The 25,310-nt window shown below is 70.9% G+C and carries 36 protein-coding genes and 1 pseudogene; 11 read left to right on the forward strand and 26 right to left on the reverse strand.

Going from position 1 to position 25,310, the window contains the following annotated elements:
* Window positions 1–15: 15 nt before the first annotated feature.
* From ABTX18_RS21145 to ABTX18_RS21230, 18 genes are all read right to left on the reverse strand, one after another.
* Window positions 16–165: a hypothetical protein gene (locus tag ABTX18_RS21145; RefSeq protein WP_352124249.1), complete on the reverse strand. Its 150-nt coding sequence runs from the start codon at window positions 163–165 to the stop codon at window positions 16–18.
* A complete protein-coding gene (locus tag ABTX18_RS21150) occupies window positions 162–323 on the reverse strand; it encodes a hypothetical protein (RefSeq protein WP_352124250.1) in 162 nt (53 codons plus the stop codon). The genes ABTX18_RS21145 and ABTX18_RS21150 overlap by 4 nt, the downstream gene beginning before the upstream one ends.
* Window positions 324–585: 262 nt before the next feature.
* Complete coding sequence (locus ABTX18_RS21155; RefSeq protein WP_352124251.1) at window positions 586–1,554, reverse strand: hypothetical protein; 969 nt, start codon at window positions 1,552–1,554, stop codon at window positions 586–588.
* 90 nt (window positions 1,555–1,644) lie between these two features.
* Window positions 1,645–2,160: a single-stranded DNA-binding protein gene (locus tag ABTX18_RS21160; protein WP_352124252.1), complete on the reverse strand. Its 516-nt coding sequence runs from the start codon at window positions 2,158–2,160 to the stop codon at window positions 1,645–1,647.
* Window positions 2,160–2,627, reverse strand: a complete 468-nt coding sequence (locus tag ABTX18_RS21165) for an HNH endonuclease signature motif containing protein (RefSeq protein ID WP_352124253.1) — start codon at window positions 2,625–2,627, stop codon at window positions 2,160–2,162. Before ABTX18_RS21165 ends, ABTX18_RS21160 begins: the two co-directional genes overlap by 1 nt.
* A 124-nt stretch (window positions 2,628–2,751) precedes the next feature.
* On the reverse strand, window positions 2,752–2,913 hold the full coding sequence (locus tag ABTX18_RS21170; RefSeq protein WP_352124254.1) for a hypothetical protein: 162 nt from the start codon (window positions 2,911–2,913) through the stop codon (window positions 2,752–2,754).
* Window positions 2,910–3,392 carry a hypothetical protein gene (locus ABTX18_RS21175; RefSeq protein WP_352124255.1) on the reverse strand — a complete coding sequence of 161 codons (483 nt, stop codon included), beginning with the start codon at window positions 3,390–3,392 and terminating at the stop codon, window positions 2,910–2,912. The genes ABTX18_RS21170 and ABTX18_RS21175 overlap by 4 nt, the downstream gene beginning before the upstream one ends.
* The gene (locus ABTX18_RS21180; protein WP_352124256.1) at window positions 3,389–4,078 is read right to left on the reverse strand and encodes a zinc finger domain-containing protein; all 690 of its coding nucleotides are present in this window, start codon (window positions 4,076–4,078) and stop codon (window positions 3,389–3,391) included. Before ABTX18_RS21180 ends, ABTX18_RS21175 begins: the two co-directional genes overlap by 4 nt.
* A complete protein-coding gene (locus ABTX18_RS21185) occupies window positions 4,075–5,004 on the reverse strand; it encodes a mucin-2 (protein WP_352124257.1) in 930 nt (309 codons plus the stop codon). The genes ABTX18_RS21180 and ABTX18_RS21185 overlap by 4 nt, the downstream gene beginning before the upstream one ends.
* A gap of 78 nt (window positions 5,005–5,082) precedes the next feature.
* The gene (locus ABTX18_RS21190) at window positions 5,083–5,679 is read right to left on the reverse strand and encodes a hypothetical protein (protein WP_352124258.1); all 597 of its coding nucleotides are present in this window, start codon (window positions 5,677–5,679) and stop codon (window positions 5,083–5,085) included.
* Between the two features lie 220 nt (window positions 5,680–5,899).
* On the reverse strand, window positions 5,900–6,202 hold the full coding sequence (locus ABTX18_RS21195) for a WhiB family transcriptional regulator (RefSeq protein ID WP_352124259.1): 303 nt from the start codon (window positions 6,200–6,202) through the stop codon (window positions 5,900–5,902).
* Entirely contained in the window at window positions 6,199–6,591 is a 393-nt protein-coding gene (locus ABTX18_RS21200; protein WP_352124260.1) for a hypothetical protein, read from the reverse strand. Before ABTX18_RS21200 ends, ABTX18_RS21195 begins: the two co-directional genes overlap by 4 nt.
* 54 nt (window positions 6,592–6,645) lie before the next feature.
* Window positions 6,646–7,407, reverse strand: coding sequence for a hypothetical protein (locus tag ABTX18_RS21205; protein WP_352124261.1), 762 nt, complete (start codon window positions 7,405–7,407; stop codon window positions 6,646–6,648).
* On the reverse strand, window positions 7,404–8,492 hold the full coding sequence (locus ABTX18_RS21210; protein WP_352124262.1) for an ERF family protein: 1,089 nt from the start codon (window positions 8,490–8,492) through the stop codon (window positions 7,404–7,406). Before ABTX18_RS21210 ends, ABTX18_RS21205 begins: the two co-directional genes overlap by 4 nt.
* Complete coding sequence (locus ABTX18_RS21215) at window positions 8,489–8,866, reverse strand: hypothetical protein (protein ID WP_352124263.1); 378 nt, start codon at window positions 8,864–8,866, stop codon at window positions 8,489–8,491. The genes ABTX18_RS21210 and ABTX18_RS21215 overlap by 4 nt, the downstream gene beginning before the upstream one ends.
* Window positions 8,863–9,252, reverse strand: a complete 390-nt coding sequence (locus ABTX18_RS21220) for a hypothetical protein (protein ID WP_352124264.1) — start codon at window positions 9,250–9,252, stop codon at window positions 8,863–8,865. Before ABTX18_RS21220 ends, ABTX18_RS21215 begins: the two co-directional genes overlap by 4 nt.
* 66 nt (window positions 9,253–9,318) lie before the next feature.
* On the reverse strand, window positions 9,319–9,513 hold the full coding sequence (locus tag ABTX18_RS21225) for a hypothetical protein (RefSeq protein WP_352124265.1): 195 nt from the start codon (window positions 9,511–9,513) through the stop codon (window positions 9,319–9,321).
* Window positions 9,510–9,719: an XRE family transcriptional regulator gene (locus tag ABTX18_RS21230; RefSeq protein ID WP_352124266.1), complete on the reverse strand. Its 210-nt coding sequence runs from the start codon at window positions 9,717–9,719 to the stop codon at window positions 9,510–9,512. The genes ABTX18_RS21225 and ABTX18_RS21230 overlap by 4 nt, the downstream gene beginning before the upstream one ends.
* A gap of 269 nt (window positions 9,720–9,988) precedes the next feature.
* On the opposite strand from ABTX18_RS21230, the gene ABTX18_RS21235 reads away from it, so the two are divergent.
* The 4 genes from ABTX18_RS21235 to ABTX18_RS21250 are packed head-to-tail and all read left to right on the forward strand — an operon-like array spanning window position 9,989 to window position 13,083.
* Complete coding sequence (locus ABTX18_RS21235; RefSeq protein ID WP_352124267.1) at window positions 9,989–10,384, forward strand: helix-turn-helix domain-containing protein; 396 nt, start codon at window positions 9,989–9,991, stop codon at window positions 10,382–10,384.
* Window positions 10,385–10,399: 15 nt separating this feature from the next.
* Window positions 10,400–10,603, forward strand: a complete 204-nt coding sequence (locus ABTX18_RS21240; RefSeq protein WP_352124268.1) for a hypothetical protein — start codon at window positions 10,400–10,402, stop codon at window positions 10,601–10,603.
* Window positions 10,600–12,231 carry a recombinase family protein gene (locus ABTX18_RS21245; RefSeq protein WP_352124269.1) on the forward strand — a complete coding sequence of 544 codons (1,632 nt, stop codon included), beginning with the start codon at window positions 10,600–10,602 and terminating at the stop codon, window positions 12,229–12,231. Before ABTX18_RS21240 ends, ABTX18_RS21245 begins: the two co-directional genes overlap by 4 nt.
* 36 nt (window positions 12,232–12,267) lie before the next feature.
* Window positions 12,268–13,083, forward strand: a complete 816-nt coding sequence (locus tag ABTX18_RS21250) for an exodeoxyribonuclease III (RefSeq protein WP_352124270.1) — start codon at window positions 12,268–12,270, stop codon at window positions 13,081–13,083.
* A gap of 6 nt (window positions 13,084–13,089) precedes the next feature.
* On the opposite strand, the gene ABTX18_RS21255 is transcribed toward ABTX18_RS21250, so the two are convergent.
* Window positions 13,090–13,731 (reverse strand): MerR family transcriptional regulator, encoded by a 642-nt coding sequence (locus tag ABTX18_RS21255; protein ID WP_352124456.1) that lies wholly within the window; start codon window positions 13,729–13,731, stop codon window positions 13,090–13,092.
* A 199-nt stretch (window positions 13,732–13,930) separates the two neighbouring features.
* On the opposite strand from ABTX18_RS21255, the gene ABTX18_RS21260 reads away from it, so the two are divergent.
* The 5 genes from ABTX18_RS21260 (at window position 13,931) to ABTX18_RS21280 (ending at window position 18,454) form a co-directional block, all read left to right on the forward strand.
* Window positions 13,931–15,460 carry a flavin-containing monooxygenase gene (locus tag ABTX18_RS21260; RefSeq protein WP_352124271.1) on the forward strand — a complete coding sequence of 510 codons (1,530 nt, stop codon included), beginning with the start codon at window positions 13,931–13,933 and terminating at the stop codon, window positions 15,458–15,460.
* The gene (locus ABTX18_RS21265) at window positions 15,457–16,383 is read left to right on the forward strand and encodes an alpha/beta fold hydrolase (RefSeq protein WP_352124272.1); all 927 of its coding nucleotides are present in this window, start codon (window positions 15,457–15,459) and stop codon (window positions 16,381–16,383) included. Before ABTX18_RS21260 ends, ABTX18_RS21265 begins: the two co-directional genes overlap by 4 nt.
* Window positions 16,380–17,288, forward strand: a complete 909-nt coding sequence (locus tag ABTX18_RS21270) for an SDR family oxidoreductase (protein ID WP_352124273.1) — start codon at window positions 16,380–16,382, stop codon at window positions 17,286–17,288. The genes ABTX18_RS21265 and ABTX18_RS21270 overlap by 4 nt, the downstream gene beginning before the upstream one ends.
* A gap of 86 nt (window positions 17,289–17,374) precedes the next feature.
* Window positions 17,375–17,587: a hypothetical protein gene (locus ABTX18_RS21275; protein ID WP_352124274.1), complete on the forward strand. Its 213-nt coding sequence runs from the start codon at window positions 17,375–17,377 to the stop codon at window positions 17,585–17,587.
* Window positions 17,588–17,803: 216 nt separating this feature from the next.
* Window positions 17,804–18,454, forward strand: a complete 651-nt coding sequence (locus tag ABTX18_RS21280; protein WP_352124275.1) for a hypothetical protein — start codon at window positions 17,804–17,806, stop codon at window positions 18,452–18,454.
* 24 nt (window positions 18,455–18,478) lie between these two features.
* Here ABTX18_RS21280 and ABTX18_RS21285 read toward each other — a convergent pair whose 3' ends face one another.
* Window positions 18,479–18,751 (reverse strand): DUF397 domain-containing protein, encoded by a 273-nt coding sequence (locus tag ABTX18_RS21285; protein WP_352124276.1) that lies wholly within the window; start codon window positions 18,749–18,751, stop codon window positions 18,479–18,481.
* Window positions 18,732–19,523 carry a helix-turn-helix domain-containing protein gene (locus ABTX18_RS21290; RefSeq protein WP_352124277.1) on the reverse strand — a complete coding sequence of 264 codons (792 nt, stop codon included), beginning with the start codon at window positions 19,521–19,523 and terminating at the stop codon, window positions 18,732–18,734. The genes ABTX18_RS21285 and ABTX18_RS21290 overlap by 20 nt, the downstream gene beginning before the upstream one ends.
* Window positions 19,524–19,703: 180 nt before the next feature.
* Here ABTX18_RS21290 and ABTX18_RS21295 point away from each other — a divergent pair, with 180 nt between their 5' ends.
* Together ABTX18_RS21295 and ABTX18_RS21300 are read left to right on the forward strand one after the other, a co-directional pair.
* Window positions 19,704–19,922: a hypothetical protein gene (locus ABTX18_RS21295; protein WP_352124278.1), complete on the forward strand. Its 219-nt coding sequence runs from the start codon at window positions 19,704–19,706 to the stop codon at window positions 19,920–19,922.
* A gap of 14 nt (window positions 19,923–19,936) precedes the next feature.
* Window positions 19,937–20,263 (forward strand): annotated as a pseudogene (locus ABTX18_RS21300) (ATP-binding protein); the annotation flags it as partial.
* A gap of 66 nt (window positions 20,264–20,329) precedes the next feature.
* Here the strand turns inward: ABTX18_RS21300 and hemC are convergent.
* The 5 genes from hemC to ABTX18_RS21325 form a co-directional block, all read right to left on the reverse strand.
* Entirely contained in the window at window positions 20,330–21,262 is a 933-nt protein-coding gene (gene hemC / locus ABTX18_RS21305; RefSeq protein ID WP_352124279.1) for a hydroxymethylbilane synthase, read from the reverse strand.
* Window positions 21,263–21,280: 18 nt separating this feature from the next.
* Window positions 21,281–21,856 (reverse strand): O-methyltransferase, encoded by a 576-nt coding sequence (locus ABTX18_RS21310; RefSeq protein ID WP_352124280.1) that lies wholly within the window; start codon window positions 21,854–21,856, stop codon window positions 21,281–21,283.
* Window positions 21,849–22,832 carry a porphobilinogen synthase gene (locus tag ABTX18_RS21315; RefSeq protein ID WP_352124281.1) on the reverse strand — a complete coding sequence of 328 codons (984 nt, stop codon included), beginning with the start codon at window positions 22,830–22,832 and terminating at the stop codon, window positions 21,849–21,851. Before ABTX18_RS21315 ends, ABTX18_RS21310 begins: the two co-directional genes overlap by 8 nt.
* A gap of 416 nt (window positions 22,833–23,248) precedes the next feature.
* Window positions 23,249–23,776: a DUF6584 family protein gene (locus ABTX18_RS21320; RefSeq protein ID WP_352124282.1), complete on the reverse strand. Its 528-nt coding sequence runs from the start codon at window positions 23,774–23,776 to the stop codon at window positions 23,249–23,251.
* A gap of 114 nt (window positions 23,777–23,890) precedes the next feature.
* Window positions 23,891–24,892 (reverse strand): MarR family transcriptional regulator, encoded by a 1,002-nt coding sequence (locus ABTX18_RS21325; RefSeq protein ID WP_352124283.1) that lies wholly within the window; start codon window positions 24,890–24,892, stop codon window positions 23,891–23,893.
* Window positions 24,893–25,310 lie beyond the last annotated feature (418 nt).

Genomic DNA, 25,310 nt, shown 5'->3' on the forward strand with positions numbered 1-25,310 from the left:
CGGGCCCCGGGCGGGTCAGGAGTGGGGCTGGGAGCCGCAGCGGCGGCCGCACGTGTAGCAGTACGAGGGGTCGCGGTCCTCGTCGTCGTTGGGGACGGGGACCGGGGGGAGGCTGGCGAGGATGCGGCGGTTGCGGCGGGCGGCGAGGCGGGCGCGGTACGTCATCGGCGCGGGTCCTTCGTGGTCTCGGTGGTGCAGTGGCCGGTGATGCATCGGGCTTCTCCGTGGGCGGCGTAGTGGACGTGGTGGCCCTGGGCGGCGAGTTGGTCGGCTGCCTCGCGGGCGGCGTTGCGGCGGCCGTACAGGCGCGGGGAGAGGGTCATCGGCGGCGCACCTTCCGGGCGAGGCGGGCGAGGTGGTCGTGATGCCACAGAGAGCGGTTCTTGCGGCTGCCGTGGTGGGTCGAGTGGGCGGGGTGTCGGCCGCACCGGTTGCAGCGTGCGAGGTGGCGCAGCGTGGGCCGGAACAGGTGGCGGGGGTCTGTCCATTCGCCGCACGACTCGACGTGCGCGGACTGCGGCCGGCCGCATCCGGCGAACAGGCACGGTTCGTCGGCGTAGTCGGCTCGGAACCAGTGGCCGCGGATCATCGGCCGGCCTGCTTGATGACGGTCAGCAGGTTGTCGGCGAGGTCGTCGGTGTCGGGGTCCTCGTCAACGTCGTTGAGGTACTGGACGATGGCGGTCGACATGCGCTCGGTGAGTACGTCGTCCGAGACGGGCTCGGGGCCGTCGTCGGCGTCGCTCATGGCGGTGAGCAGGGCCTTGACGGTGAACTGGTGGTATCCGGGGCGGCCGTTGCACAGCTGCTCGACGGCGGCGAGGCGGCGGGCGAACCGGCGGGCGGTGTCCTCGGCGCGCTCGGTGCCGTCGGTGGGCTGCTCCAGCTCGGCGCCGCCGTGCAGCTGCTCGCGCAGCTTGGCGGCCTCGGTACGCGCGTCGTCGCGCTCGATGGCGGTCGTGGCATACAGGCGTACGGCGTGCGCGGTGCGGGCCTCCCACGTGAGCCCGGCGGGCTGCTCGTTGGTGGTGTAGTGGTCGGCGAGGCGGTGCAGCACCTTGACTGCGTCGCCGCGGCCGGGGTCGCATTCGAAGTCCTGGGGCAGGTTCTCGATGGCGGTGATTCCGGCGAGCAGCGCGTTGCGGCTGACGGCGGCCTCGGTGAACACGTCGCCCGTGGACTGATCTTCGACGGTGGTGGGGTCGGCCTGGGGACGGAACATGCCGCAGGGGCACTTGGGGCGGCCAGCCTCGGCGTACTTCGTCCGGCACTGGGCGTAGGTGCCGCTGAGAAGGGCGTGCCGGTCCTGAGGGTGGCCGCACTTGCAGGCGGCCGGGGCGTGCACGTCGGCGACGATGCTGACGGTGGCGGCGTTCGCGGTGGCGTTCGCCGTGGCCTCCTCGGCGGTGAGGGCTGCGACGGCTGCGGACTGCTGCTCGACGTGGGCCCGGTACGCGGCAACGAACTCCGGGGCCTTCTCCGGCTCGTGCCAACCGGCGGTGCGGGCATGCTCGATCAGCTCGGCGTCGGACGGGGTGGGCTGGGTGTCAGCCATGGGGTGGGGCCTCTCAGGGTGTGGAGTGGGAGGTGCGTGGTGTGCTCACGCGCGCGGCGCTGGCCGCGACCGGACGGCGGACGCGGCGGGTCAGAACGGGGGTTCCTGCTGGCGTTGCTGGCCCCATCCGCCGTTCTGCTGGGGCTGCTGCTGGCCGGTGTTCCAGGGGTCGGGCTGGGCCTGCTGCTGGGCTGCGTAGCCGCCGGTCTGGGGCTGCTGGCGCTGCTGGCCCTGGCCGATACCGGTGGTCTTGGTGACCTGCGCGGTAGCGGACTTGAGCGACGGGGCGACGTCCTCGGCCTCGATCTCGTACACGGTGCGCTTGACGCCTTCGCGGTCCTCGTACGACCGCTGCTTGAGCGCGCCCTGAACGATGACGCGGGTGCCGCGGGTGAGGCTGTCGGCGCAGTTCTGGGCGAGGGTTCGCCATGCGCTGACGGTCAGAAAAAGGCTGTCTCCGTCGCGCCATTCGTTGGTGCTCTTGTCGAACGTGCGGGGGGTGGACGCGACGCGGAACTTCGCAACGGCGTGGCCGCTGGGGGTGAACTTCAGCTCGGGGTCGTCGACGAGGTTGCCAACGAGGGTGACGACGGTTTCGCCGGCCATCAGGCAGCGGTCCTTTCGGGGGTGGTGGTGCGGGCGGCGCGGTCGGCCGCGCGCTTGCAGGTGCGGCACTTCCGGGTGTTGTTCTTCGCGCGGATGGTGTTTTCGGCGTCGAATGCGTGGCCGCGCATGCAGTGGGTTTGGGCTGCTCGCAGCGCGGCGTGATTCGTCGAGGCGAGCAGGTTCACGCGGTGGGTGACGGCCCGCAGGTGGCTGGGGCGGACACAGGCGCGGTTGCGGCAGCGGTGGTCAACATCGAGGCCGGCGGGGATCGGGCCGAACGCCAACTCGTAGCCGTAGCGGTACGCCTTGACGGTGCGGCCGAGCCAGAACGTTCCGTAGCCCTTCTCGTTCGTGGCTCGGGTCCAGACGTGGCAGCGGCCGGTAACGCCGCGTACGAGCGGGATGGGGCCGTCGAACGCGACCTTGGACCAGTACCGCCATGCGGAGGTTGCGCGGTGGTGTGGCATGGCGGTCCTTCCGGTCTGAGCGCTGCGGCTCGCAGTTCGCGGAGACGTACGTACGTTTCCAGAGAGAAACGTAACACGGAGGGGGGTGCGGTGGTACGGGGCTGCGCACCCCCCTGGCGTGGGGTCAGGCGGCCCGTAGAAACGCCGCGATGGTGTCGGGGGCGGCGATGTGCCACCCCTCGCGGTCGAGGGCGGCTACGGCGGCCCTGGCGATGGCCTCGGGGGTGCTGCCGGGGTGGTCTCGGATGGTCGCGGCGATGACGGCGGCGACGGCGTCCGGGATCATCGGCCGCCGGCCGTGTGTCGGGCGCGCTGGTCGCGGGCGGACGGGGGCTGGGCCATGAGGCGGGCGAGGCGGTCGCGGGCGGCGGTGTCGTCGAGGTGCGCGGCGAGGGTGTTGCGGGCGGCCTGCGCGGCGTAGTCGGCGGCGTGGCGCTGCGCGCGCTGCGCGGCCTCGGCCCGGTCACGGCGGTTCCGCTCGTCCGCCTCGGCGTCGGCCTCGGCCACCAGCTCGGCCCCGTTGATCTCCCGGACCGTGCGCCACCCGTTCCCGCGGGCCTCCTCAATCACGACGTATCCGCCCTGCGCAGCGAACTCGGACACCATGCGGTCGCGGGCCTTGCGGTCGGTCGTGGTGCGGACGGCGGGCCGGTCGGGGCGGACGTCCCACGATGCCGTGATCCGCCACGTGCGGCCGCCGCGGGTGCGGTCGCCGGTTTGGGCCTTGCGCTTGTGCGGCTTGCCGGGGTGCTTCTGGCGGTTCATGCGGGCTGCTCCTGGCGGGCGTGGGCGGTTGCGGCGGCAGTGAGTCGGGCGTCGTGGAAATCCGTGCGGGGGTGGCCGGCCGTGACGCAGCGCTGACCCTTTGCGGCGCGGCACGCCTCCCACGGGCACGGGACGTTGAACGGGTCGGGCTGCCCGGCGACGGCGAGGCGACGGCGTTCGGTCATGCCGGGGCGGGTCGAGGCGAGGGCGGCAACGACGCTGCGGGGCACGTAGCTGCCGAACTGCTTGAGCCGTGCGGCGGCGGCCTGGTCGCGTTCCTCGCGGCTGCCTGCGGGCATCAGGGCGCGGGGCGTGGCAACGGTCTGCCCGGTCTCGATGGCGCGGCGGTGGCTGGCGAGGGCGGCGCGGTAGGCGGTCTCGTCGTCGGGGTCGACGTTCGGCACGGGGTCGGAGTGGCGGCTGAGGACGTCGCGGCGGAAGTCGGCCCACGGGCGGCTGATGTCGCTCGGCTTGATCGGGTAGGGCGACGTGGTGATGTGGCGGAACGCGGCCTGTGAGGCGTCCCAGTGCCGCCCCTCGGGGTGCGGGGCGGTCGCTGCGACGTCGACCAGGACGGCGCACCACTGGGTGAGCCGTTCCGCGATGGCGGGCCGGTCGAGGGGCGCGCGGGTGGGGTCGAGGCTGTCGACGTAGGCGAGCAGTGCGGCGACTTCGTTGCGGATCACTGGGCGTTCTCCTCGGCGAGGATCTGGGCCATGACGGCGGCGGCCTGGGCGGCGCGGCCGAGGCGGCGGGGGGCGTTCGGGTCGAGGGGGATCACGTCGGCCCCGGGCGAGGTGCGGCGGATGTCCGACAACGCGAACTGCAACGTTCCGCCTGTGACCGGTTTCGACGTCTGGCCGAGCCGGTCCATCGCGGCGGCGAGCAGCTGCGCGTCCAGCCCGTTGGCGAGGGCGTCCTCGACGGCCCGGCGGACCGTGGTCCGGGACTGGGCCGTGCCGCGGCCGTACGTCGTCCACCACGCCTCGACCAGGCTGCCCGCCGCTGCCTTCCCCCCTTGGGGGTTAGGGGGGTTACTACCTCCGAAGGAGGTAGTAGGGGACGGGTCGGGTCGGGGGGATCGTGACGGGTCCATACCGTCACGCTGTGACAACCCCTCCTGACCTGCGAAGAGCTTCGGAAACGCGATGTTTTCCGAGACGCTTTCCGGATTTTCGGCCGATCGTTCACCCGCGAAAGAGTTCGTTTCGTGCGACGAATCGGAGTGATTACGCGTCTGGTTGCGCTGCTCCGTGGCCTTCTCACGGGCCCGCTTCTGTCGGTCGGCGGCGCGGTCACGGCCCTGCTCGACGTTGGCCCTCGACGGGTTGTAGTCCAAGTAGTCGTGCATGTAGTAGTCACCCGGGGCGGGCTGGGCACACCTCGGGTGCGAGCAGGTGTGGCCGTGCTCGTGCCACAGGCCGGCCGCGACCAGTTTCCGTACCTGCGGGGCGGTGCCGTACAGCTCGGCGACGACGCCCGGGATCATGCCGTCGGTGAGCTGCTGGGCCGCGTACGAACCGCATCGTGACCACAGGCCATACGCCGGGTTTTTGGCCTTGAGCACCTTCGGGTGCCCATAGGCCGTGTCGTCGATCCTGAACCATGACATCGGGTGGTGCTCCTGTTCGGGGTGTGGCGCCCGGGGCGAGGGGTGCGGGTCCTGCCTCGCCCCGGGGCCGTTCTGGGGCTACTGCGAGGCAGTGAGGGGGCGCCCGCAGATGCAGGCGAGGCGGTCGCCCTGGCGGCGCGGGTGGCGCCAGCGGTGGAACGGGCACGGGGCGAACAACCGGGCGCCGGGCGGGTGCTGGACGATTCCGACGCGGGAGGCGTACGGACCGCCCATGGCCCGGATCGGGTGCGTGTCCTGGCACGCGAGACACCGGCCGGTCGTGCCGCCGGGCAGGGCGTCGAACAGGTCCGCGCGGGATGCCGGGCAGAACCGGGGCGGGGTGAGGCCTCGCGGCCCGTACAGCAGGGTTCGGCCGGCGGGCCCGTCCTGCTCCTGCCCGGCCCCGACGGCGCGGCCGTCGCACGTGGCGCACACGGGCAGGCTGTCGGGGATCGTCTCGGCCGTGAGCATTCCGGCGGCGCGATGGAGGCCCCCAACCTGCTGCCCGCACCACACTGCGTAGATGGTGCGGTTGCTCGGCATGAGCACGCCGGAACGGGGCCGGTGCCAGCGCGACATGCCGCCGGTCCGGACGAACCGCGGGCCCTGGTCGAGGGGTTCGGCACGCATGCTGCCGATCCCGTACGTGATCGGCGGGAACAGGGGCACGGTCACGGCTGCGTCCTCTCCAGCTGGAAGTACGGGCGGGTGATGCTGGGTTGGTGCTCTTTGCAGCGCGGGCCCTGGACGTACGGACGGGTGGGGGTCGCTCCGCAGCGCGGGTTCCCGTGCTTGCAGACGACCGGCGGGGCATCGACGGCCAGTTGCCCGGGGACGGGCGGGGGCGGTGGGGTCTCGAGCAGTTGGCGGGCCCGGTCGAGGCGGGCGCGCGGTGTCACGCGGCGGCCTGGGCGGCGGCAGCGGCCCGCTTGGCGATATCGCGGCGGCGGCGGTACTCGCGGTGCCGCTCGGTTGGGTCGCACCCGCCACGGATACCGAATCGGCCGTTGACGTTCCGGCCGTTCTCCTCCGCGAGAGCGTCATCGAGGCAGTCGAAGCGGACGGGGCAGGCCCGGCAGAGTGCCTTGGCGTCGGCGACTGCGAACCTGTCGTGCCGGTCGGGGAAGAAGTCGTTCAGTTCCATGCCGTTGCAGGCGGCGGCGCGGTACCAAGGTGTGGTCTCGTTGGCTCTGGTCATCGCTGCGCCTCCTTCGCGGCCTCGGCGTCGGCCGCGTTCCCGGCGGCCTCGACATCGGCGCGCAGGTGGATACCGGCCTGGTCCAGCTCGTGCAGCACGTCGTCCGGGCTGTAGTAGTCCCCTGCCTCCTGTGCGGCGAGGATGCGGGCGAGGGTGTCGCGGGTGGTGGTGAGTTCCTGCTCGGCGGCGAGCAGGCGGGCGGCGACGGCCGGGGTGGCGAGCAGCGTGGTGCGGGCTCGGCTGTTCGCTACCGGCCCGGCGGGGTAGGCGTTGGCGAGCAGTGCGGCGCGGGTGGTCGAGGTGACCAGCTCGGGCGCGGCGGGGTTCTGCTGGCCGAGCAGGTCGGCGAGCTCAGCGCGCTCGTCGGGGGTCATGAGGGTGATTCGCATGGGATAGGTCTCCTCGCGGGGGCCGCCCCGGCGGTGGGGCGGCCCGTACGGCGGTTACTGGGCGGCGGGCTCGGCCTCGGCGGCGGTGAGCGCGGCAGGGGCGAGGGCCGGAAGAATGCGGGCGGGGAGGTCAGTGGTTCGCCACGCGATGGCGACCAGCTCGCGGCCCGTGAGCGGCTGCCCCTTGGACTTCCGCCCGTACGTGATTCGGGTGGACGCGGCCCGGGCCGGAGCGATGGCGACGCCAGGCACGTCGTGAATCTCGCCCGTGGTCGGGTCGGCGATCTGCGCACGACCGGCCGCGGTCATCTCGGCGAGCAACTTCGCGGCGAACCCGGGCTGCACCTTGGCCACAATCCGCATGGGGATCGCCTCGACGACGTGTTCGGTCGGGTACGTGTCGCGGACCCACGCCCGGAACGCGTCCTCGTCGATGACCTTCGCCGCGGTCTCACCAGGGGTGCGGGTGATCGATCCCACCTTCGTGCCGTCCGGCAGCATCGCGTCGACCTTCGTCGAGCCGGTCGCCTTGTACTGCTGGGTGAGCAGGTACTCGGCATCGGTCCGGGCCTCGGCGTACGCGGCCTTGACCTCGTCGAGCAGGGCGCCCAACACGGCCTGGTGGGTGACGGCGTCGCGGATCGCGGTCGGGTCCGGCACGGTCGGCGCGGTCGCGGCCGGCACCGGGGCCTCCTCGGCCTTTGCGGCGGCCTCCTCGGCGGCGAGGCGGTTCATGCCGATCCGCTCGGTGATCGTGTCGTAGTGGTGCTGCTCGATCTCCGTCAACGGCTGCTCGGCCGTCTGCTGCGCGGTCACCGGGCACCACCGGCGGCGGCGATCTCGATGCGCTCGCGGAACGTGTTGAGCTGCTGCGCGGTGGCCTGCTCGACCGGGATGCCGTAGACCATCTGGAAATCGGCGTCCAGGGTGGGGAGGTTGGCGCGGCTGGCGGCGAGGCGCAGCGCCTGTTCGGCCTCGATGGCGGCCTGCTCGTCCGGGCTCAGGGCGTCGCGGTGGTTGTCGTTGTCGTGCCGGCTGCCGTCGTCGGCCGCGTTCCCCGGGGCGGGGGTCGCCTGCTGGGCGGCCTGGCGCTTCTCCTCGGCGACCGCGTCGAGGCGGGCGAGGAAGTCGGGCGGCGCGCCGTTCTCGGCGGCGGCGGCCCGGATCTTGGCGAACTGGTGGGGGTTGTCGGCGCGGTGAGCCTCTGCGAGGTAGTCGCGTCGCGTCGCCTGCTGCGGGGCCTGCTGCTGCTCCCACGGGCCCGGCTCGGCCCGGTCGCTGCGGCGGGCCTGCCCGCTCTGCTGCTGGCGCTGCTGGGCACGCTGCTGGCGGCCCTGCCGGTTCTGCTGGCGCTCGGCGCGGTGCTGTTCTGTCGGCTGCGGGTGGTCGCGGTCGCCATCGTCGATGGAACGGCCGTCCACCGGCAGCATGAACAGGGTGAACAGGAGGTACTTCAGTGCGGCGGCCTGCGCCTTGTTCATGGACTTGTCGGCCGTGTCGAACGCCTCGCCCGGGATCTCAGCGACCAGGCAGTCACCCGCGGGCCCGTAGATGCGGTACCGCATCTTGATCAGCGTGCGCGTGATCTTCCCGTCCCGGTCCTGCTTTTGGGCGGCGATGCTCGGCAGGATGAACACGCCGTGCGTCCGCATCGGTCCAGCCATGGCAGACATGACGTCGTCAATGCCGCGGAACTTGTAGTTCTGGTGCGTGTTCGTCTGGTCCTTGCCCACGGGCATGGCGTCGCGCATCACGCCGTTGATTGCAGCGAACACCCGGGGAGCATCAGCAGGGGTACCAGTCGGGGCGGGCTCGTAGGTCGTCTCGGCCGCGTGGAACACGGCCGGCATCGGTTCGGCGGGGGCGGTGTGGGCTGCCGGGTGCAGCGCGGTGACGGTCACGGGCGGGGGCTCCTGTCGGGAGTGTGGCGGATGTGGGCGGCGAGCTTGAGCAGGCGAGTGCTGGCGGTGATCGCGGCGTCCGCGGTCAGCAGCGGGTCGGCGGACACGTCCTCCGGCAGCTCGGCAAGCAGGGCCTCGCGGGAGCCGCACGCCTCAGCGGCCCGGATCGATCGCTCGTACTCCGGCATGTCGTCGGCGGCCTGCGCGTAGTCCAGGCGCAGCACTCGGGCGGCGTGTCCGCCGAGCAGGTGTCCCACCTCGACGGGGTTCTCCGCGTAGGCGACGGCGAGCGCGTCGAGCAGCGGGGCGAGCAGGTCATCGCCTACGGGCAGGCGGACGCGGTCACCGGCGGCGTTGAGGCCCGGGCGCATCATCGGGCGGCCAGCGCGGTGTTGATGCCCAGCGAGGCCGGGAACATGGGCACGTCCTCGGTGAGGTGGCCGGTGCGGATGTCGTAGCGCCGGGGGGTCGACCAGTCGGTGCCCGGGAATGCGCGGTCGAGCAGGCCGATAGCGGCCCGGCGGGCGGCGGCGTCGCCGATCGGCTGGCCCAGGTGGTTGAGCAGCGTCACCCACGTGCGGGGCTCGCCGTCGATGGTGACGGGGACCGTGCGGGCCTCGGCGGTTCCGGGGGCGATCTGGTCGAGCTGGCGGGCGATGACGCCGGTACGGGCGAGGTGGCGGCGGGCGGCGCGGGTCCCGGCGGTGAAAGCGGACGGGACGGTCTCAATCCGGGGGCCGGTAGGCTGCGGGGTGTTCACGGTGCGTGTCTCCTACGTGTCGTGTTCGGGCCGTCCGGGTCGCATCCGGGCGGCTTTTTCTTTCCTTCAGGCGGCGCGGTCGGCGGCGGGCTGAGGGTGGCGGCGGGAGTAGCGGGCTTCGGCCAGCCGGAGGCGGCTAACGGCTTCCGGGGCGAGAAGGCCGGCGGCGCGGTCGCGGGCGATGCGGGCGAGGGCCGTGTCCAAAACGCGTCGGGCGCCAGCGATGGCCTGTTCGCGGGGGATGGTGTCGGCGGCGTTCACGCGGCGGTCCGTTCGACCAACTGCCGGGCAGTGACGCCGTATTCGCGCTCGACAGCGGCGGCAATGGTCGCTTTCGGCTCGCCGCGTCCGGTCCACAGCCGATACGCGGTGGCGCGGCTGACGCCGAGGCGGGTGATCAGGTCGGTCCAGTGCTGGTCGCCGCGCTGGTGGGCGGCGTTCAGCAGGCGTGAGCGGTCGTAAGCCATGGATGCGTTCCTCTCGGCGGCGAAACGTATGTTTCACGAGAGAAACGTAACACGATGCGGAGGGAGGTCAAGCAGGTGGTGTGAAACAGGGTTTACAGTCTCTTCACGAACGGAAGCGCTTGACTCCGCGTGCCGCGAGAGAGACGATCGGTCACCTGTTCGAGTAAATTTGCACGCCGAGGGGGGCCCTGTGGCAATTCTGTGTACAACTTCTGGCCATCTCGTGCGTCCGTGTGGCCCGGTCGTTTCACGCGAGATACGTTTCACTCATGAGACGACGCACCCCCCAAGAGTTCGCCGCCTGGCTGCATGATCAGCTGCTCGCCCGCGGCTACAGCCTCACCCCACGCGGAGGCGGACAGAAGCGGTTCGCCTCGGCCGCGCAGGTCAGCACAGCCACCATCAGCCGCATACTGCGCGGCGAGGGCTCCACAGACATCACCGTCCTGGAACGCATCGCCGACGCACTCGGCGTAGGGCTCGGCACGGTCCTCGTAGAGGCCGGCGTCATCAAGCCCGACGAACTCGGCGCCACCCAACGACCTCGCGGCCAAATGACGGCAGACGAGGCAGCAGACGAACTAGGCATCACAGACCCCACCAAACGAACTGTGTTCCGCGGGGTCGTCGACTCACTGAAACCGTCCGGCACCGACGCCGGATAGCACCACGGAGGGCACATGCGCTACATGACCATTACGCCGACCGCCACCGCCGTCGCGGCCGGACTGGCACTCTGCGCGTCCCTCCTGACCGCGTACCGATCCCCCCAGCGCACGCAGCCGACCCCCCAGCAGCTCACCGACGCCCACCGCGCCGGATACGCCCTCGCACTCACCCACGTATCCCGCGGCCTGCTCACGGCCGCACCGGAGGAACCGTGACCACACCCGTTCCCGCCACCTTCCGGGGCTCGCCATCCGAAGAGGACGGCGAGCCCTGGCTCGGTTACATCCGAGTCAGCACCTGGAAAGAAGAGAAGATCAGCCCAGAGCTACAGGAAACCGCCCTGCGAGCATGGGCAGCCCGCACCGGCCGGCGCCTACTGGAACCGCTCATCGTCGACCTCGACATGACCGGCCGCAACTTCAAGCGCCGGATCATGGGCGGCATCAAACGAGTCGAGGCAGGCGAGGCCCGCGGCATCGTCGTATGGAAGTACAGCCGCTTTGGCCGGACCCGCGACGGTGTGCCCATCAACCTCAAGCGACTCGAAGACGCCGGCGGGCAGCTGGCATCCGCCACGGAGGAAGTCGACGCCCGGACCGCGACCGGCCGCCTACAGCGCGGCATCCTGTTCGAGTTCGCCGCCTACGAATCCGACGTCCGCGGCGAACAGTGGAAAGAGACCCACGACCACCGCCGGTACAAACTGCACCTGCCCGCCACCGGCAAGCGGCGGTTCGGCTACATCTGGACACCGCGCCGAGTGCCCGACCCCACGTCACCCACCGGCGTGCGCCTTCAAGAGGAGTCGTACAAGGCCGATCCCAAGTCCGGACCAGTCATGTCCGACGCCTACCGCGCCTATGTCGACGGCGAGGCGTTTTACAGCCTTGTCGCCCGCCTGAACGACTCCGGACACCGCACCGTACGCGGCGGCCTATGGACCGTACAGACCCTCAGCCGGTACATGGACAGCGGATTCTGCGCGGGCCTGCTCCGCATCCACGACCCCGCATGCCGTTGCCCCCCAGAGAACCGCGGCAAATGCACCGCGCCACACCTCTTCATTCCCGGCGCTCAGGAAGAACTGATCGACCTTGAACTGTGGCAGCTCTATACCGGGCGCCGCACAGAGATGAAGAAGACCCCACCCCGCGCCCGCCGCCCGATCTACACAACAACCGGCCTGCTCCGGTGCAGCGGGTGCCGCGGTACTGCACCCGTAGGCTCCGCGCAGCGCATCATCGACGGCCAGGCCGTCAACGTTCAGGGGTACTGCGTATCGTGTGGCCGGCGCGGGATCACCGGCACCAAGGGATGCCCAGGCGTATGGGCGATGCGCAGCCGTATCAACAAGAAGATCCGGGCGTGGGTCCGCGACAACGTGGCGGACGACATAGACGACGCCCCCAGCATCCCCGTCCAGCGCCCCGCCGAAGCCGACCCGCGCATTGCCGCTGCGCGAGAGCGCGCCCGGCTGGAAGTCGAGGCCGAGAAACTGCGCGCCGGCCTTGTGAACCTCCGCACGCAGCGGGCCGTAGACCCGGACGATTTCGGCCCAGGCGAGTACGAGGCAGCCCGCGACCGCATCCGCCAGCAGCAGGCCGTGAACCTGGCCGCCATGGAACGCGTGGCGACAATGGAGGCGACCCCCGCGCGCAGCGACTATGAGCCCTTGCTTATCGCGCTGGCGGACGCCTGGCAGGACATGACCGAGCCGGAGCAAAACGCGTTGCTCCGGCAGCTGGTGCGTCGCGTCGCGCTCACCAGGGTTGAGGGCGGGGAGGCGCTCGTTGAGGTGCATCCGGTGTGGGAGCCTGACCCGTGGGCCACGCCCGACGCATAAGCAGTCCCGTTCCGCCCTGAGCTTCAGGAGCATGTTTTGCACACAATTACCTCCGTAAACGTTAACGGTCTCCGCGCCGCCGCGAAGAAGGGCTTCGTCGAGTGGCTGGCGCAGACCGACGCCGATGTGATCTGCCTCCAGGAGGTACGCGCCGAGCCGCAGCAGCTGCCCGACGAGGTACGTGAGCCCGAGGGCTGGCACACCGTCCACGCGCCGGCCGCCGCCAAGGGCCGCGCCGGGGTCTCGCTCTACTCCCGGCGGGCGCCGGAGCGCGTACAGATCGGGTTCGGGGCCTTCGGTGACGCCGGATGCGAGGAGTTCGACGCGAGCGGCCGGTATGTCGAGATCGACCTGCCGGGTGTCACGGTCGCGAGCCTGTACCTGCCCTCCGGCGAGGTCGGCACGGAGAGGCAGGACGAGAAGGAGCGCTTCATGGCGGCCTTCCTGCCCTACCTCGTCGGTCTGAAGGCGCGGGCCGCCGCCGAGGGCCGCGAGGTCGTGGTGTGCGGGGACTGGAACATCGCCCATCAGGAGGCCGACCTCAAGAACTGGAAGGCCAACCGGAAGAGCTCCGGCTTCCTCCCCGAGGAGCGGGAATGGCTGACGCGGGTCTTCGAGGAGGCCGCGTACGTCGACGTCGTCCGCGCCATGCATCCGGACGTGGAGGGGCCGTACTCGTGGTGGTCCTACCGCGGGCGCGCCTTCGATACGGACACGGGGTGGCGCATCGACTACCAGGTGGCGACGCCCGGCCTCGCCGCACGCGCCGTGAAGGCCCTGGTCGAGCGGGCCGCCACGCATGGGGAGCGGTGGAGCGACCACGCACCGGTGACGGTGGTGTACGAGCGGTAGGCGCTGTTACGCCGGCGACTGCGGCGCGTCCGCCTCGCGGCGCAACCGCCGGTCCAGGGCCATGGAGAGCTCCGCGTCCACCACCGCGCGGGCCAGGGGGCGCAGTTGGGGTGGTTCCGGTTCGGTGCTGTGGGCGCGCAGGGTGGTGACGAAGAGGTCGGCCAGGGCGTCCGCGTGCTCGCGGACGCGGCGGCCGGAGGCGAGCACCTCGGCGAGCGGGACCCCTTCGCGTACGAGCTCGGCCGACACCTCCAGGAGGCGGCGGCTGATGTGCACGATCTCGTCGCCGTCCGTGCCGAGGTAGCCCAGCTCCATGGCCGTCGCCAGGTTTTCCGGCGTGGACTCGTCCTGGAAGTAGTCCGCCAGTTGCTCCGGTGTGAGCCGGACCGGGGTCTCCTCGGTCGGTTCGCCCAGACCCAGCACCTCGGCGACATCGCGGCCGCTGTCGAAGGTGCGGGCCAGGTCGGCGATGCCGGTGAGGGTGTGGCCGCGCTCCAGGAGGCCGGTGATGGTGCGCAGGCGGGCCAGGTGGTGGTCGTCGTACCAGGCGATGCGGCCCTCGCGCCGGGGTGGCGAGATCAGGCCGCGTTCCCGGTAGAAACGCAGGGTCCGGACGGGGATGCCGGCTTCCTTCGCCAGCTCCTCCATGCGGTATTCGCGGTGTTCGCGTCCTTCTGCCACCCCCGCACCCTACCGGCCTCTCCGTGACCGGAGCCGCTGGTTGTACTGCCGGTAACTTTCCCTCGCCGCACCCCTACCCATCGGTACGAAGCTGCTCTACTCTCCCAACAATGCCAGTGATTGCTGGCAGAGTCGTGGCACGTACGTTTACGCGGGAGGCGGCAGCATGGCCCAGCACGAGCATGTACGCGTGGCGGTGATCGGATCCGGGTTCGGGGGTCTGGGGGCCGCCGTGCGGCTGCGCCGCGAAGGCGTCACCGACTTCGTGGTCCTGGAACGGGCCGGTTCGGTCGGCGGAACCTGGCGCGACAACAACTATCCGGGCTGCGCCTGCGACGTACCGTCCCACCTCTACTCGTTCTCCTTCGCGCCCAACCCCGAGTGGCCGCGCACCTTCTCCGGGCAGGAGCACATCCGCGCCTACCTGGAGCATGTCGCGGACACCTTCGGCCTGCGGCCGCATCTCAGGCTGAACCACGAGGTGACCGTGATGCGCTGGGACAACGACGAGCTGCACTGGGTCATCGAGTGCGCGAACGGCACCACGGTGCTCGCCGACGTCGTCGTCTCCGCGTCCGGACCGCTCTCCGACCCGAAGATGCCCGACATACCGGGGCTCGCCGACTTCCCCGGCAAGGTCTTCCACTCCGCCCGCTGGGACCACGACGCCGATCTGACCGGCAAGCGCGTCGCGATGATCGGCACCGGCGCCTCCGCGATCCAGATCGTGCCCTCGATCCAGCCCAAGGTCGGCAAGCTGACGCTCTTCCAGCGCACCCCGCCGTGGGTCATGCCCCGCATGGACCGCGCCATCAGCGGCGCCGAGCGCTGGCTGCACCGCGCACTCCCCGTCACCGGCACCGCCCGCCGCGGACTGCTCTGGGGCATACGGGAGTTGCAGGTCAGCGCCTTCACCAAGCACCCGGACCAGCTCGGCCTGGTCGAGCGGATCGCCAAGGCCAACATGGCCCGGGCGATCAAGGACCCGGCGCTGCGGGCCAAGCTGACTCCGTCGTACCGCATCGGCTGCAAGCGCATCCTGCTCTCCAGCGCCTACTACCCGGCGCTCGCGCAGCCCAACGTCGACGTGGTCGCCTCCGGCCTCGCCGAGGTGCGCGGCTCCACGGTCGTCGCCTCCGACGGTACGGAGACCGAGGTCGACGCGATCATCTTCGGGACCGGCTTCCACGTCACCGACATGCCGATCGCGGAGCGGGTGGTGGGCGCGGACGGCATCACGCTCACCGAAGCCTGGAAGGACGGCATGCAGGCGCTGCGCGGCGCGAGCGCGGCCGGATTCCCCAACTGGATGACGATCATCGGCCCCAACACCGGGCTCGGCAACTCGTCCATGATCCTGATGATCGAGTCCCAGCTGAACTACATGGCCGACTACCTGCGCCAGCTGAACGTGCTGGGCGGCCGCGTCGCCCTCGACGCGCGCCCCTCGTCCGTCGGCGCCTGGAACCGCCGTGTCCAGGAGCGCATGAAGCGCACGGTCTGGAACACCGGCGGCTGCACCAGCTGGTACCTGGATGCCAACGGCCGCAACACCACGGTCTGGCCCGGCACCACCGCCGAGTTCCGCAAAGCGACGCGGAACGTCGACCTCGCCGAGTACGAGGTCGTACGCGTCCCCGCACAACGGGACGCGAAGCAGGCCGCGAAGGCCGTCGCCGAGGAGGTGGCGGGATGAGCCGGCTCCTTCCCGTACGGGAACTGATGGCCGTCTCCGCCGACGGCTCCCGCATCCACGTCGAGGTGCACGGACAGGACGGCGCGCCCGCCGTGGTCCTCTCCCACGGCTGGACCTGCAACACCCGCTTCTGGGACGCGCAGATACGCGACCTCGCCGTGGACCACCGCGTCATCGCCTATGACCAGCGCGGCCACGGCACCTCTCCCAAGGTGGGGCGCGCGGGCTACAGCACCGACGCGCTGGCCGACGACCTCGAAGCGGTCCTCGCCGCCACGCTCGCCCCGGGCGAGAAGGCCGTGCTGGCCGGGCACTCCATGGGCGGCATGACGATCATGTCTGCCTCGCGGCGCCCCGGGCTGCGCGAGCACGCGGCGGCCGTCCTGCTGTGCAGCACGGGCAGTTCCCGGCTGCTCGCTGAGTCCCTCGTCGTGCCGATACGGCCCGGCGCCGTGCGGACCCGGTTGACGCGTGCGATCCTCGGGGCGCGGGCGCCGCTCGGACCGGTGACACCGGTCTCCCGGCGGATCCTCAAGTACGGGACGATGGGGGCGGGTTCGGCCCCGGACCGGGTCGACGCCTGCGCACGGATCGTGCACGACTGCCCGCGGGCGGCCCGGGTCGCCTGGGGGCACGTGCTCGCGGACCTCGATCTCGACGAGGGCGTACGGGAGTTGCGGGTGCCCACCGCGGTGATCGCGGGTACGGACGACCGGTTGACCCCGCCCGTCCACGCCCGGGTGCTCGCGGCAGCGCTGCCCGACTGCCTCGGCCTCACCGAGCTGACGGGCATGGGCCACATGACGCCGGTCGAGGCGCCGGAGATCGTCACGGCGAAGATCCGGGAACTGGTGACCACGTACCTCCCGGTGCGGGGCACGACCGACGTCGAGGGCGTCTCGGGCAAGGAGGAGGTCGTATGAGCAGCGGCAGTCGCAGTCTGGATGGACAGGTCGTCGTCGTCACAGGCGCGGCGCGCGGCGTGGGTGAGCTGCTGGCGCGCAAGCTCTCGGCGCGCGGGGCGAAGCTGGCGCTGGTCGGCCTGGAGCCGGACGAGCTGAAGAAGGTCTCCGAGCGGCTGCACGGGGAGAGCGACCACTGGCACGCGGACGTCACCGACCACGAGGCGATGGAGCGGGTCGCGCAGGAGGTCAAGGAGCGCTTCGGGAAGGTCGACATCGTCGTCGCCAACGCGGGCGTCGCCTCCGGCGGACCGTTCGTCGACTCCGATCCGGTGGCCTGGCGCCGGGTCATCGAGGTCAACCTGATCGGCGGCGCGGTCACCGGCCGGGCGTTCCTGCCGGTCCTGATGGAGAGCCGGGGCTACTTCCTCCAGATCGCCTCGCTCGCCGCGATAACGCCCGCGCCGATGATGACCGCGTACTGCGCGTCCAAGTCGGGCGTCGAGGCGTTCGCGCACAGCCTGCGGGCCGAGGTCGGCTACCGGGGCGTGAAGGTCGGCGTCGGCTACCTCTCCTGGACCGACACCGACATGGTGCGCGGCGCGGACGAGGACGACGTGATGCGTGAGCTGCGTCAGCGGCTGCCGTGGCCGTCCAACCGCACGTACCCGCTGGGCCCGGCCGTCGACCGCATCGTGGCCGGCATCGAGCGGCGCTCGGCGCATGTGTACGCCCAGTGGTGGCTGCGCGGAATGCAGTCGGTACGCGGCTACCTGCCGAGCCTGATCGGCGCGGTCGGCCAGCGGGAGATGAAGCGCTTCGGCCCCCGTCTGGAGGGCGTCGGCAAGGGGCTCGTGGGCGCCGGAGGTGCGGCTGACCAGGACGAACGGGCGGCGCGCCGGGCATCGGACACGGAGCGTAAGTGATCGAAATGCGCTGAATGTCCGGTCGTGTAAGTCTGGTCGAGGCCCCGACGGGGCCATCCCCAAGCACCCACATAGGAGTGAACAGCATGGGCATCGCCGACCAGTTCAAGGACAAGGCGCAGGACCTCGCCGACCAGGGCCAGAAGAAGATGAAGGGCGCCAAGGGCGACAACCAGCGCCAGGGCCAGAGCCAGGACCGTCGCCAGGACGCGTCCGACCGGGCCCGCCAGGCCTCCGAGCAGGGTCGCGACCGCGCCCAGGGTGCGGCGGACGACGTGCAGGAGCGCTTCGACCGCTGACGTCGCGCTCTGAGCGTTGCGTACTGAGGGCGTGCCCGGATCTTTCCGGGTGCGCCCTTTCGCGCGCCCCTTCGCGGGCCCTCAGTGGCGCGACGCGACGCGGCAAGTCACGCTGGCTGATCGGCTGTTGGGGTGGCGTGGGCCCGGTGCCGTACGCGGCGCAGAGCCGATAGGCTCGCGGTCCGTCGCACCCGTGCTGCACCCTGGAGGCCCTTGATGTCCGTGGCCGAGCTCTTGGAAGCGGCGATCGCCGACATACGGCGGCAGGGCTACGATCCGGCGGTGCTGGCGGACGAGAGCGGCGTCCGGACGTTCGCCGAGATCCTGCGGATCGGATCCCGGAACTGGGACCTGGTCGCCGACGCGGTCGCCGCCACTCCACCCGACATCGAGCTGGCCGGGCGGATCCTGCGGACGAAGCTGACGTTCGAGAACAACCGCAACCCGCACATCACCTCCTTCGAGCAGGACGTACGGATCGCCCGCGACTCCCGGGCGCAGGGTCACCAGCTCGGGAGCGACGCGTTCCTGCTGGCGGTCGGTCCGGTGCGGTCGACCCTGTACCGGGCGCAGACGGCGGCCGTCAACGCGGTGAACAGCGCGGATTCCGCCGCCTCCGAGCTGGCGGCCCTGCCCGGCCGGGCCGTAGAGCTACGGAGCCGGGCCGGCCGGGCCCGTACCGGCTGGGGCAGGGGGCGGCTGGAGCAGCGGGCAGCGGCACTCGACAGCCGGGCCGCCGCGCTGACGTCGGCCTCGGAGGAGCGGGCCGGGCAGGCGCAGCGGGAGGTCACCCGGTTCGTCGCGGATGTGGCCGCGACCGTGGCCCTGTTCGACGACGCGTTCGGGATCGACCGTCGGGAGCCCTGAGCCTGCCCGATACGGTCGCTCGGGTCAGCCCGCCTTGACGGCCTCGACGAACGGCGCCCAGGCGGCGGCATTCACGATGAGCACGGGACCGCGGGGGCGCTTGGAGTCGCGGACGGGGACGAGGCCGGGGTGGTCGTCGGCGACCTCCAGGCAGTCGGCGCCGCTGCCGTTGCTGTAGCTGCTCTTACGCCAGCGGGCGAAGTCCTGCGCCACTTCGAGGCAGTTGCCGCCATCGCCGTTGCTGTAGCTGCTCTTGTGCCAGGTAGCGGCGCTGAGATCAAGATGGGTGCTGGCCATGCCGGTACTCCTCAGCCGCTCGTTCGATCCGAGTGAGGGACGCCTCCGGCGGCAACGCGGCGGCCCTCAGGCGATCGTAGGCCTTGCGGTACCGCATCACGAGAGTTGGATCATCGATGGTCTGGCCGTGGTACGGGCCCTCTGTGTAGAGCAGCGGTGGCTCGTCATCAAAGTCCATGAAGAAGAGGGGCAGCTCGGCGAGAGCACGGGTCGGCCCGTTCCACGGAAGAATCTGTGTAACGACGCGGCCGCGCTGCACCAGTGCGGCGATGTGGTCCAGCTGCTCCGCCATTTCCACAGGCGTGACGATGGACTGGTCCACCAGGGACTCGTGCAGGATCACCCAGTACTCGGGCTTCTTCGGGTCGTCGAACAGTCCGGCACGTCGTAGTCGACCGTCGATCTTGGCCTCGACTTCCTCCGGTGTGTCCAGTGAGTGCGCGGAGCGAACGACGGCTTGGGCGTACGTCCTGGTCTGTAGCAGACCTGGGATCAGGGTGCCGGACCATTCGCTAATGGCCCGGGCCCGCGTCTCGGCCTCCGTGACCCCGGCGAAATACGCCGCATGGGCCCCCTGCCTGGCCTTCCGCACATCTTCACAACGCCGTTGGAAGAACCCGTCCGTCCCCAGCACCCGGTCCACGTGTTGCGCCAGCTCGACCGGCATCCGCCGATGCCCGTGCTCGATCTCGCTCAGGTACGTGATGCCGAAGAAGCTGCCGTCCGCCAGCCTCTCCAGGGTCAGGCCCGCTTCCTCTCTCTTGAAGCGCAACTCCTACCCGTAGAACTGCGGAACGCCCGCCGATCCGTCGATCTCCTTGCGTGTGGCCACTCTGCCGACCGCCTTTCGCGCTGTGCTCTGTGGAGCGGGCATCTCTTTTCACGGTAGAGGCCGGTGCGGCAACGTGTGAGGTGTTCGTCACAGACAGCAACGAAAGGTGTGCGGCTCCTCATGGACGACCCACAGCACGAGACGTACGACATCCGCACAGAGATCGACGCCCTCCGCGCTGCACTCATCGCGCACGGCATCACCCTCCCCTCGCTCGGCGTCGATCCGCTCACTCTTGCCGCGCGCACGACCCGGCCGCCGCTGATCGCGCTCGGCAACTGCAACGCGGCCACCGCGCGCCGGCTGGCCGAGGCGCTGCGTCCGGCGGCCGGAGGATGACGGCGCTGCCGCTCATGGTGGACCTGCTCGCCGTGCCGAAGGCAGTACCGGAGGCGCGGCGGATACTGCGCGCGTGGTTCGCGGGCGCGGACACGGATGATCTGGTGTTGTGCGTCGGAGAGTTGCTGTCGAACGTGATCGCGCACGTCGGCGAGGGGACGGAGGTCACGCTTCGAGTCAGCGGTACACGCAGGGGCCACATCCACGTCGGGCTGAGTGATCCCGCGCCCGCCCTTTGGCCGACGCTTCGGTCCGCCACGTCCGACCACACGTCCGGTCGGGGACTGCTGCTGGTGGATGCGCTGGCGCTGCGGTGGGGCGTGACGCAGGGGCCGTACGGCAAGACCGTGTGGTGCGAGCTGCCGGCCCCTGGCCGGGGTCAGGGATTCCGCGTCGGAGGCGGTGAATCAGTGGGCGATGCCGTCGATCAGTTCGCGCGCGCCCTGGCGCAGGAGGGCGACGGCGACCGAGGTGCCGAGGGTGGCGGGGTCGAGGCGGCCGGCCCACTCGTGGGCGTTGAGGACGGTCTTCCCGTCGGGCGTGAACACCTTGGCCCGCAGGGAGAGTTCACCGTTGCCCTCCGTCTGGGCGTACCCGGCGATGGGGCTGTTGCAGTGGCCCTGCAGGACGTGCAGGAACATGCGCTCGGCCGTCGTCTCGCGGTGGGTGGCTGGGTCGCCGAGTTCGCTCACGAGGTCGATGAGGTCGCTGTCGCCCTCGCGGCACTGGAGGGCCAGGACGCCGGCGCCGATCGGCGGGCACATCGTCTCGGGCGACAGGACCTCGGTGATCACGTCCGTGCGGCCGATGCGTTCCAGGCCGGAGGCGGCCAGGAGCAGCGCGTCGGCCTCATCGGCCGCGAGCTTCTCCAGGCGCCGGTTCGCGTTGCCGCGCATCGGGACGCAGACCAGGTGCGGGTGCGAGGCGGCGAGCTGGGCGATGCGCCGTACGGACGAAGTGCCGACCCGGGTGCCGGGCGGGAGCTGGTCGAGGGGGAGGCCGGCCGGGTGGATGAGAGCGTCGCGGATGTCGTCGCGCTTGAGGAACGCGGCGAACGTCGTGCCTGCGGGCAGCGGCCGGTCGGCGGGGATGTCCTTGACGCAGTGGACGGCCAGGTCGGCCTCACCGGCGAGGAGCGCCTGGTCGACTTCCTTGGTGAACGCGCCTTTGCCCTCGACGGCGCTGAGGTCGCCCATCCACTTGTCGCCGGTCGTCTTGACGGGGACGACCTCGGTGTGGATGCCGGGGTGCAGCGCGCCCAGCTCGGCTCGTACGCGCTCCACCTGGGCGAGTGCCATGGGCGAATCACGGGACACGATGCGGATCAGGGCAGTGGCCATGCCGTCCACGATAGCCCGTCAGGTGCGGACCCCGACGAAGAGCCCCGATGCCCATGTCACCACCGCACCCACCAAGTTGGCGCGGGCGGGCAGTTGCGCGAGGAATCCGGCGACGCGCGGCTGGTGGTCGCTGGGCCATGTGGGTTGCGGCAGCAGGTCGTCGACGACGTACAGTCCGCCCGGCTCCAGCAGGTCGAGGAGGTCGTCGAGGCGGTGGAACTTCCCGGGCCGGCAGTCGACGTACGCGAGAGCGAGAGGCGGGCCGCTGTAGGTGTCGAGCCAGGTGTCGGCATCTACGGTCTCGAAGGCGACGCGGGGATCGTGGCCGAGATGTTTGGCGGCGATGGCCTGGCGGACGGTGTCCGTCTCGGCGCTGATCAGGTGAGCGTCGGGCCGCATGCCGTGGAGCAGCCAGGCCGCCCCGGCGCCGACACCGGTTCCGAGTTCGGCGAGGTGGCCGCCGGGCTTGGACGCGGCGAGCGTGGCGAGGAGTGAGCCGGTCCGGTCCTCGCAGGACAGGGTGAAGCCGAGCTCGGCTGCGTCCATCAGGATGTCGTCGAGCGCTGCGGGCCGGAAGTACGGGCTGTCATCCACGGCTTGCCTCCAGATAGGCGGCCACCTGCTCGGCGGCGAAGGTGAGGACGTTGTCGGCACCCGCCCGCTTGAGCATCGCTGTGTACTCCGCCGCGCCTTCGGTGCCGAGGGCGCGCAGGGCGGACCATTCGCCCGATGTCGAGTAGGCGACGATCGGGACGTGCTGGCTGTCATGGAGCCGGGTGAGGACGTCGACGGCCGTCATCACCGGCTGGAGGGTGAGCGAGTCGGCGCCCTCGCCGACCCAGCGGTGGGCCTGGACGAGCGTGTCGCGGTCGGCGCGGGCGGGTTCGAGCTGGAGGCCGCGACGGTTTCCGGCGGCGGGGTCGGTGCCCATCAGCTCCTTGAACGGCCCGTACAGGGTGGTGTGGAGGGCGAGGTTGGGGTTCACCCCGACGTCCCGGTGCCCGGCCTCGTCCAGTGCGGTGCGTACGGCGCGGACCGAGCCGTCGAGCATCGCCGTCGGTGACACCACGTCGGCGCCGGCGTCGGCGTGGAGCACGGCCATCCGCTTCATGAGGCGGAAGGTCGAGGGCAGGTCGATGTCGCCGCCGGGGGCCCGTAGGACGCATTGGCCGTGGTCGGTCCAGGAACAACCGCACACTTCGGTCGTCAGGGCCATGCCCGGGACGCGGTCCTTGACCGCGGCGATGGCGCGGACCATGCGGTTGCCGGGGGCGCAGGCGGCGGAGCCCTTGGCGTCGCGGTCGTGTCCGTACGCGAACACCTTCACACCCAGGATCCCGAGCCGGGCCCACCGCTCCACGGTCCGCGGGACGTCGCCCAGCGGCACCGCGCCGGGCAGCAGGCCGTTTCCCGGGTGCGGTGAGCCGGGCAGGACGAGCAGGGGAGCGCTGAGGTCCGCGGGGACGAGTGCGGGCCGGGCGTACAGGTCGCGTACGGCCTGTCGGGCACGGCTCGGATTGACCCCTTGCGGGGCGGATCCGGGGGCGCGCGGCCTGGTGGGTGCGGTCATGCGGAGAGTAGATACCGACGGGTTGTCGGCAAGGGAGGGCGCACCGGATCACACTCCGGAGCATGCGCCGTTGCGGCTTGGGACCTCCGCTCTGAGGTGCACCCGTGACGGCTTGATATTGGGGTGGCGGGCGGACCCGGTATGTGCTGAGCGGCTTCACACTTCGGAGGTTGGGTTGGTGCGGCGGGGCACGCTCGGGCAGGACTTTCATCAGTACAAGCGGCCGGTCGTGATCACCGCCGATCTGGTCCGCTGTGCGGTGCTGGCAACCGGCTCGGAGCGGTGGCCGAAGTGGCAGCACGACGTGTACATGCCCTTGGCGCCCGTCCGTTTCTGACCGGTGAGGGCGGGCTGCTGCAGCAGTTGACGAAGCGGGTGCCGACACATCAGCAGAACCACCGCACACATCGTCACTGTCAGTCGAAGAGGGCAACGAGTCCATTCACCCAGATCGCGAGGAACGCAAGGGCCGCCACCAGGCAACCGGCGCCCGCCAGCACACCGCCGACCGTCCACGGCTCGGAGGGCGCCTCGTGCTCACCTTCCAGGTCGTCCCGGTAGGAGGCGGGGTCGTCCCAGTCGACGGGGTGCCCCAACTTCTCGGCGCAGGCGGTCCGCACCGCGACCAGCTGCGCCTCCGCGAAGGTGGTGGCGGCCTTCGCTTCGGGGCCGTGCCAGGCGAGGGCCTTCATCCGCCACCCGGGAGACCCATACCGCGTCTCGAAGGCGGCGGTCTCGTCGGCATTCCGGTCCTCTTCGAGGTACATCCAGCGTCCAGCCTCAGCGGCGTCGCCGTAGAGCCGGTACACGTCCGCCAGGCGACATCGGAGCGTCAGGTCGTGCGGGAAGGACGAGATGAGACCGCGCAGTCGCTGGCGCGCGACGGGAACCCGGCCGGCGGCCAGGTCTGCATCGGCTCGGGCAAGGGTCTCTCGCAGGGGCATGTACGCATGATCGGGTACCGCGCTGATCTACGTCGACTTGGTTTGTCGCTTGCTATAACTGCGCGCCAACGAGGCCCAGGTGGCGCGGGTGCCGTGGGCGGTCGTGGGAGACCGTCAGCGCAGCTTGAGCTGTTCGCGGAGTCGCTTTACCTGGAGCTGGATGTCGCGCTCGATGCCGGGCCCGTCGGCGGGTGCCTGATCGGTGGGCGGTGTCTGGGCGGGTTGGCGGCAGGGGGCGCAGAGGCCGTCGCGGAATGCTTCGGCTTTGCCGGGGGCGCCGCAGTCGGTGCATTCGATCATCAGGCGGGGCGCGGGGACGCCTGGTGCGGGAGGTGTCGGGGTGGCTTGTTGGCGGGGCGGGAGCTTGGTGATGAGGCGCTTCTTGACGAAGCCGCGGGGTGAGTCGACGGCCGGCGGGAGCCCTGCGGTGAGGGTGTGGATGAAGTAGTCGGCGTCCACACCCCGGGTGAACCACTCGGCGGCCAGCTCTTCCAACTGTCGGCAGTCGTCGTCGGATAGCCCCAGGCGGTTGTCTTTGAGGCCGAGTTGGGTCAGGGCGAGGTACGCGGGTGAGGAGTCGGGCGAAGTGGCGCGCTGTTGCGGAACGGCCGACGCGGCCGGGGGTGCTTCGGGAGCTTCGGGCTCGGCCGGGACCCACGGCGGCGGGGGCGCTGCGGACGTAACGACGGAGGCGACGACGGGCTGCGTCACGCGGTGGCGGGCCTCGGTGGTGAGGTAGGTGTTCCACCATTCGTTGTCGCGGGCGGTGCGCGACCAGAAGGTGAGGGTGACCCAGCGGACCAGGTCGCCCTCACCGACCGCAATCCGTGCATGGCGCAGGTGTCCGGCCACGCCCAGGGCCCGCAGCGCGCTGCCGACGGCCATCTGCCCGTACAGGGGCTGGCACTTGGCGAGTGACTTGATGTTCATCGCCGCGCCCTCGGGCAACGTGTCGACGTATCCGGCGATGTACCGCTCACGCTCCGGCAGAAACGCGAAGTCATCGGGACCGGGCGGGGGCTGGTCCGGGACGGAACGCTTGCCGTACCCGGGCCGGGCCTTCGGGGAGGGAGCCACGGGCGTCGGCAGGGCGAAGCTAAAGTTCTCGGTAGCCACGAGATCGTTCCTTCCGATCTTGGGGTGAGACCCCGGCCGGTGCTTTCAACACCGTGTCGGGGTCGCTTCATTGGGGGCACCGTAAGCAGCCATGACGCTGCGCCGCAAGTCGGTCACAAATAGTCACACTCGCTCGCCGTCACAGGTCAGGGAGGTGGGGAGGTTTCCCCAACCTCTTTCTTCTACCTACCGGTTGTCAGACATCGCTCGAATCTCGACGCTTGGATCCCGGGGTTCGAGACTCGGGCCGGGCCCCCCGCCGCGTACCCACGAAAGAATGAACAGGCCTTCGAGACTCAAATCCCGACGCTCGAAGCTCGGCCCTCGGATCCCGACACTCGAGCCCCGAGACCCGAGACCCGGGCGGAGAGGGCCGCGTCGATCACCCGGCGAGCGTGTACACCGGCACGCTCCATGG

Source organism: Streptomyces sp. NPDC096323, assembly GCF_040302845.1.
Taxonomy (GTDB): Bacteria; Actinomycetota; Actinomycetes; order Streptomycetales; family Streptomycetaceae; genus Streptomyces.

Coding starts and splice junctions, on each gene's coding strand:
- ABTX18_RS21145 (WP_352124249.1), bottom strand. CDS start 165: ATGACGTACCGCGCCCGCCTCGCCGCCCGCCGCAACCGCCGCATCCTC.
- ABTX18_RS21150 (WP_352124250.1), bottom strand. CDS start 323: ATGACCCTCTCCCCGCGCCTGTACGGCCGCCGCAACGCCGCCCGCGAG.
- ABTX18_RS21155 (WP_352124251.1), bottom strand. CDS start 1,554: ATGGCTGACACCCAGCCCACCCCGTCCGACGCCGAGCTGATCGAGCAT.
- ABTX18_RS21160 (WP_352124252.1), bottom strand. CDS start 2,160: ATGGCCGGCGAAACCGTCGTCACCCTCGTTGGCAACCTCGTCGACGAC.
- ABTX18_RS21165 (WP_352124253.1), bottom strand. CDS start 2,627: ATGCCACACCACCGCGCAACCTCCGCATGGCGGTACTGGTCCAAGGTC.
- ABTX18_RS21170 (WP_352124254.1), bottom strand. CDS start 2,913: ATGATCCCGGACGCCGTCGCCGCCGTCATCGCCGCGACCATCCGAGAC.
- ABTX18_RS21175 (WP_352124255.1), bottom strand. CDS start 3,392: ATGAACCGCCAGAAGCACCCCGGCAAGCCGCACAAGCGCAAGGCCCAA.
- ABTX18_RS21185 (WP_352124257.1), bottom strand. CDS start 5,004: ATGTCATGGTTCAGGATCGACGACACGGCCTATGGGCACCCGAAGGTG.
- ABTX18_RS21195 (WP_352124259.1), bottom strand. CDS start 6,202: ATGACCAGAGCCAACGAGACCACACCTTGGTACCGCGCCGCCGCCTGC.
- ABTX18_RS21200 (WP_352124260.1), bottom strand. CDS start 6,591: ATGCGAATCACCCTCATGACCCCCGACGAGCGCGCTGAGCTCGCCGAC.
- ABTX18_RS21215 (WP_352124263.1), bottom strand. CDS start 8,866: ATGATGCGCCCGGGCCTCAACGCCGCCGGTGACCGCGTCCGCCTGCCC.
- ABTX18_RS21230 (WP_352124266.1), bottom strand. CDS start 9,719: ATGGCTTACGACCGCTCACGCCTGCTGAACGCCGCCCACCAGCGCGGC.
- ABTX18_RS21235 (WP_352124267.1), top strand. CDS start 9,989: ATGAGACGACGCACCCCCCAAGAGTTCGCCGCCTGGCTGCATGATCAG.
- ABTX18_RS21240 (WP_352124268.1), top strand. CDS start 10,400: ATGCGCTACATGACCATTACGCCGACCGCCACCGCCGTCGCGGCCGGA.
- ABTX18_RS21255 (WP_352124456.1), bottom strand. CDS start 13,731: ATGGAGGAGCTGGCGAAGGAAGCCGGCATCCCCGTCCGGACCCTGCGT.
- ABTX18_RS21260 (WP_352124271.1), top strand. CDS start 13,931: ATGGCCCAGCACGAGCATGTACGCGTGGCGGTGATCGGATCCGGGTTC.
- ABTX18_RS21265 (WP_352124272.1), top strand. CDS start 15,457: ATGAGCCGGCTCCTTCCCGTACGGGAACTGATGGCCGTCTCCGCCGAC.
- ABTX18_RS21270 (WP_352124273.1), top strand. CDS start 16,380: ATGAGCAGCGGCAGTCGCAGTCTGGATGGACAGGTCGTCGTCGTCACA.
- ABTX18_RS21275 (WP_352124274.1), top strand. CDS start 17,375: ATGGGCATCGCCGACCAGTTCAAGGACAAGGCGCAGGACCTCGCCGAC.
- ABTX18_RS21280 (WP_352124275.1), top strand. CDS start 17,804: ATGTCCGTGGCCGAGCTCTTGGAAGCGGCGATCGCCGACATACGGCGG.
- ABTX18_RS21285 (WP_352124276.1), bottom strand. CDS start 18,751: ATGGCCAGCACCCATCTTGATCTCAGCGCCGCTACCTGGCACAAGAGC.
- ABTX18_RS21295 (WP_352124278.1), top strand. CDS start 19,704: ATGGACGACCCACAGCACGAGACGTACGACATCCGCACAGAGATCGAC.
- hemC (WP_352124279.1), bottom strand. CDS start 21,262: ATGGCCACTGCCCTGATCCGCATCGTGTCCCGTGATTCGCCCATGGCA.
- ABTX18_RS21315 (WP_352124281.1), bottom strand. CDS start 22,832: ATGACCGCACCCACCAGGCCGCGCGCCCCCGGATCCGCCCCGCAAGGG.
- ABTX18_RS21320 (WP_352124282.1), bottom strand. CDS start 23,776: ATGCCCCTGCGAGAGACCCTTGCCCGAGCCGATGCAGACCTGGCCGCC.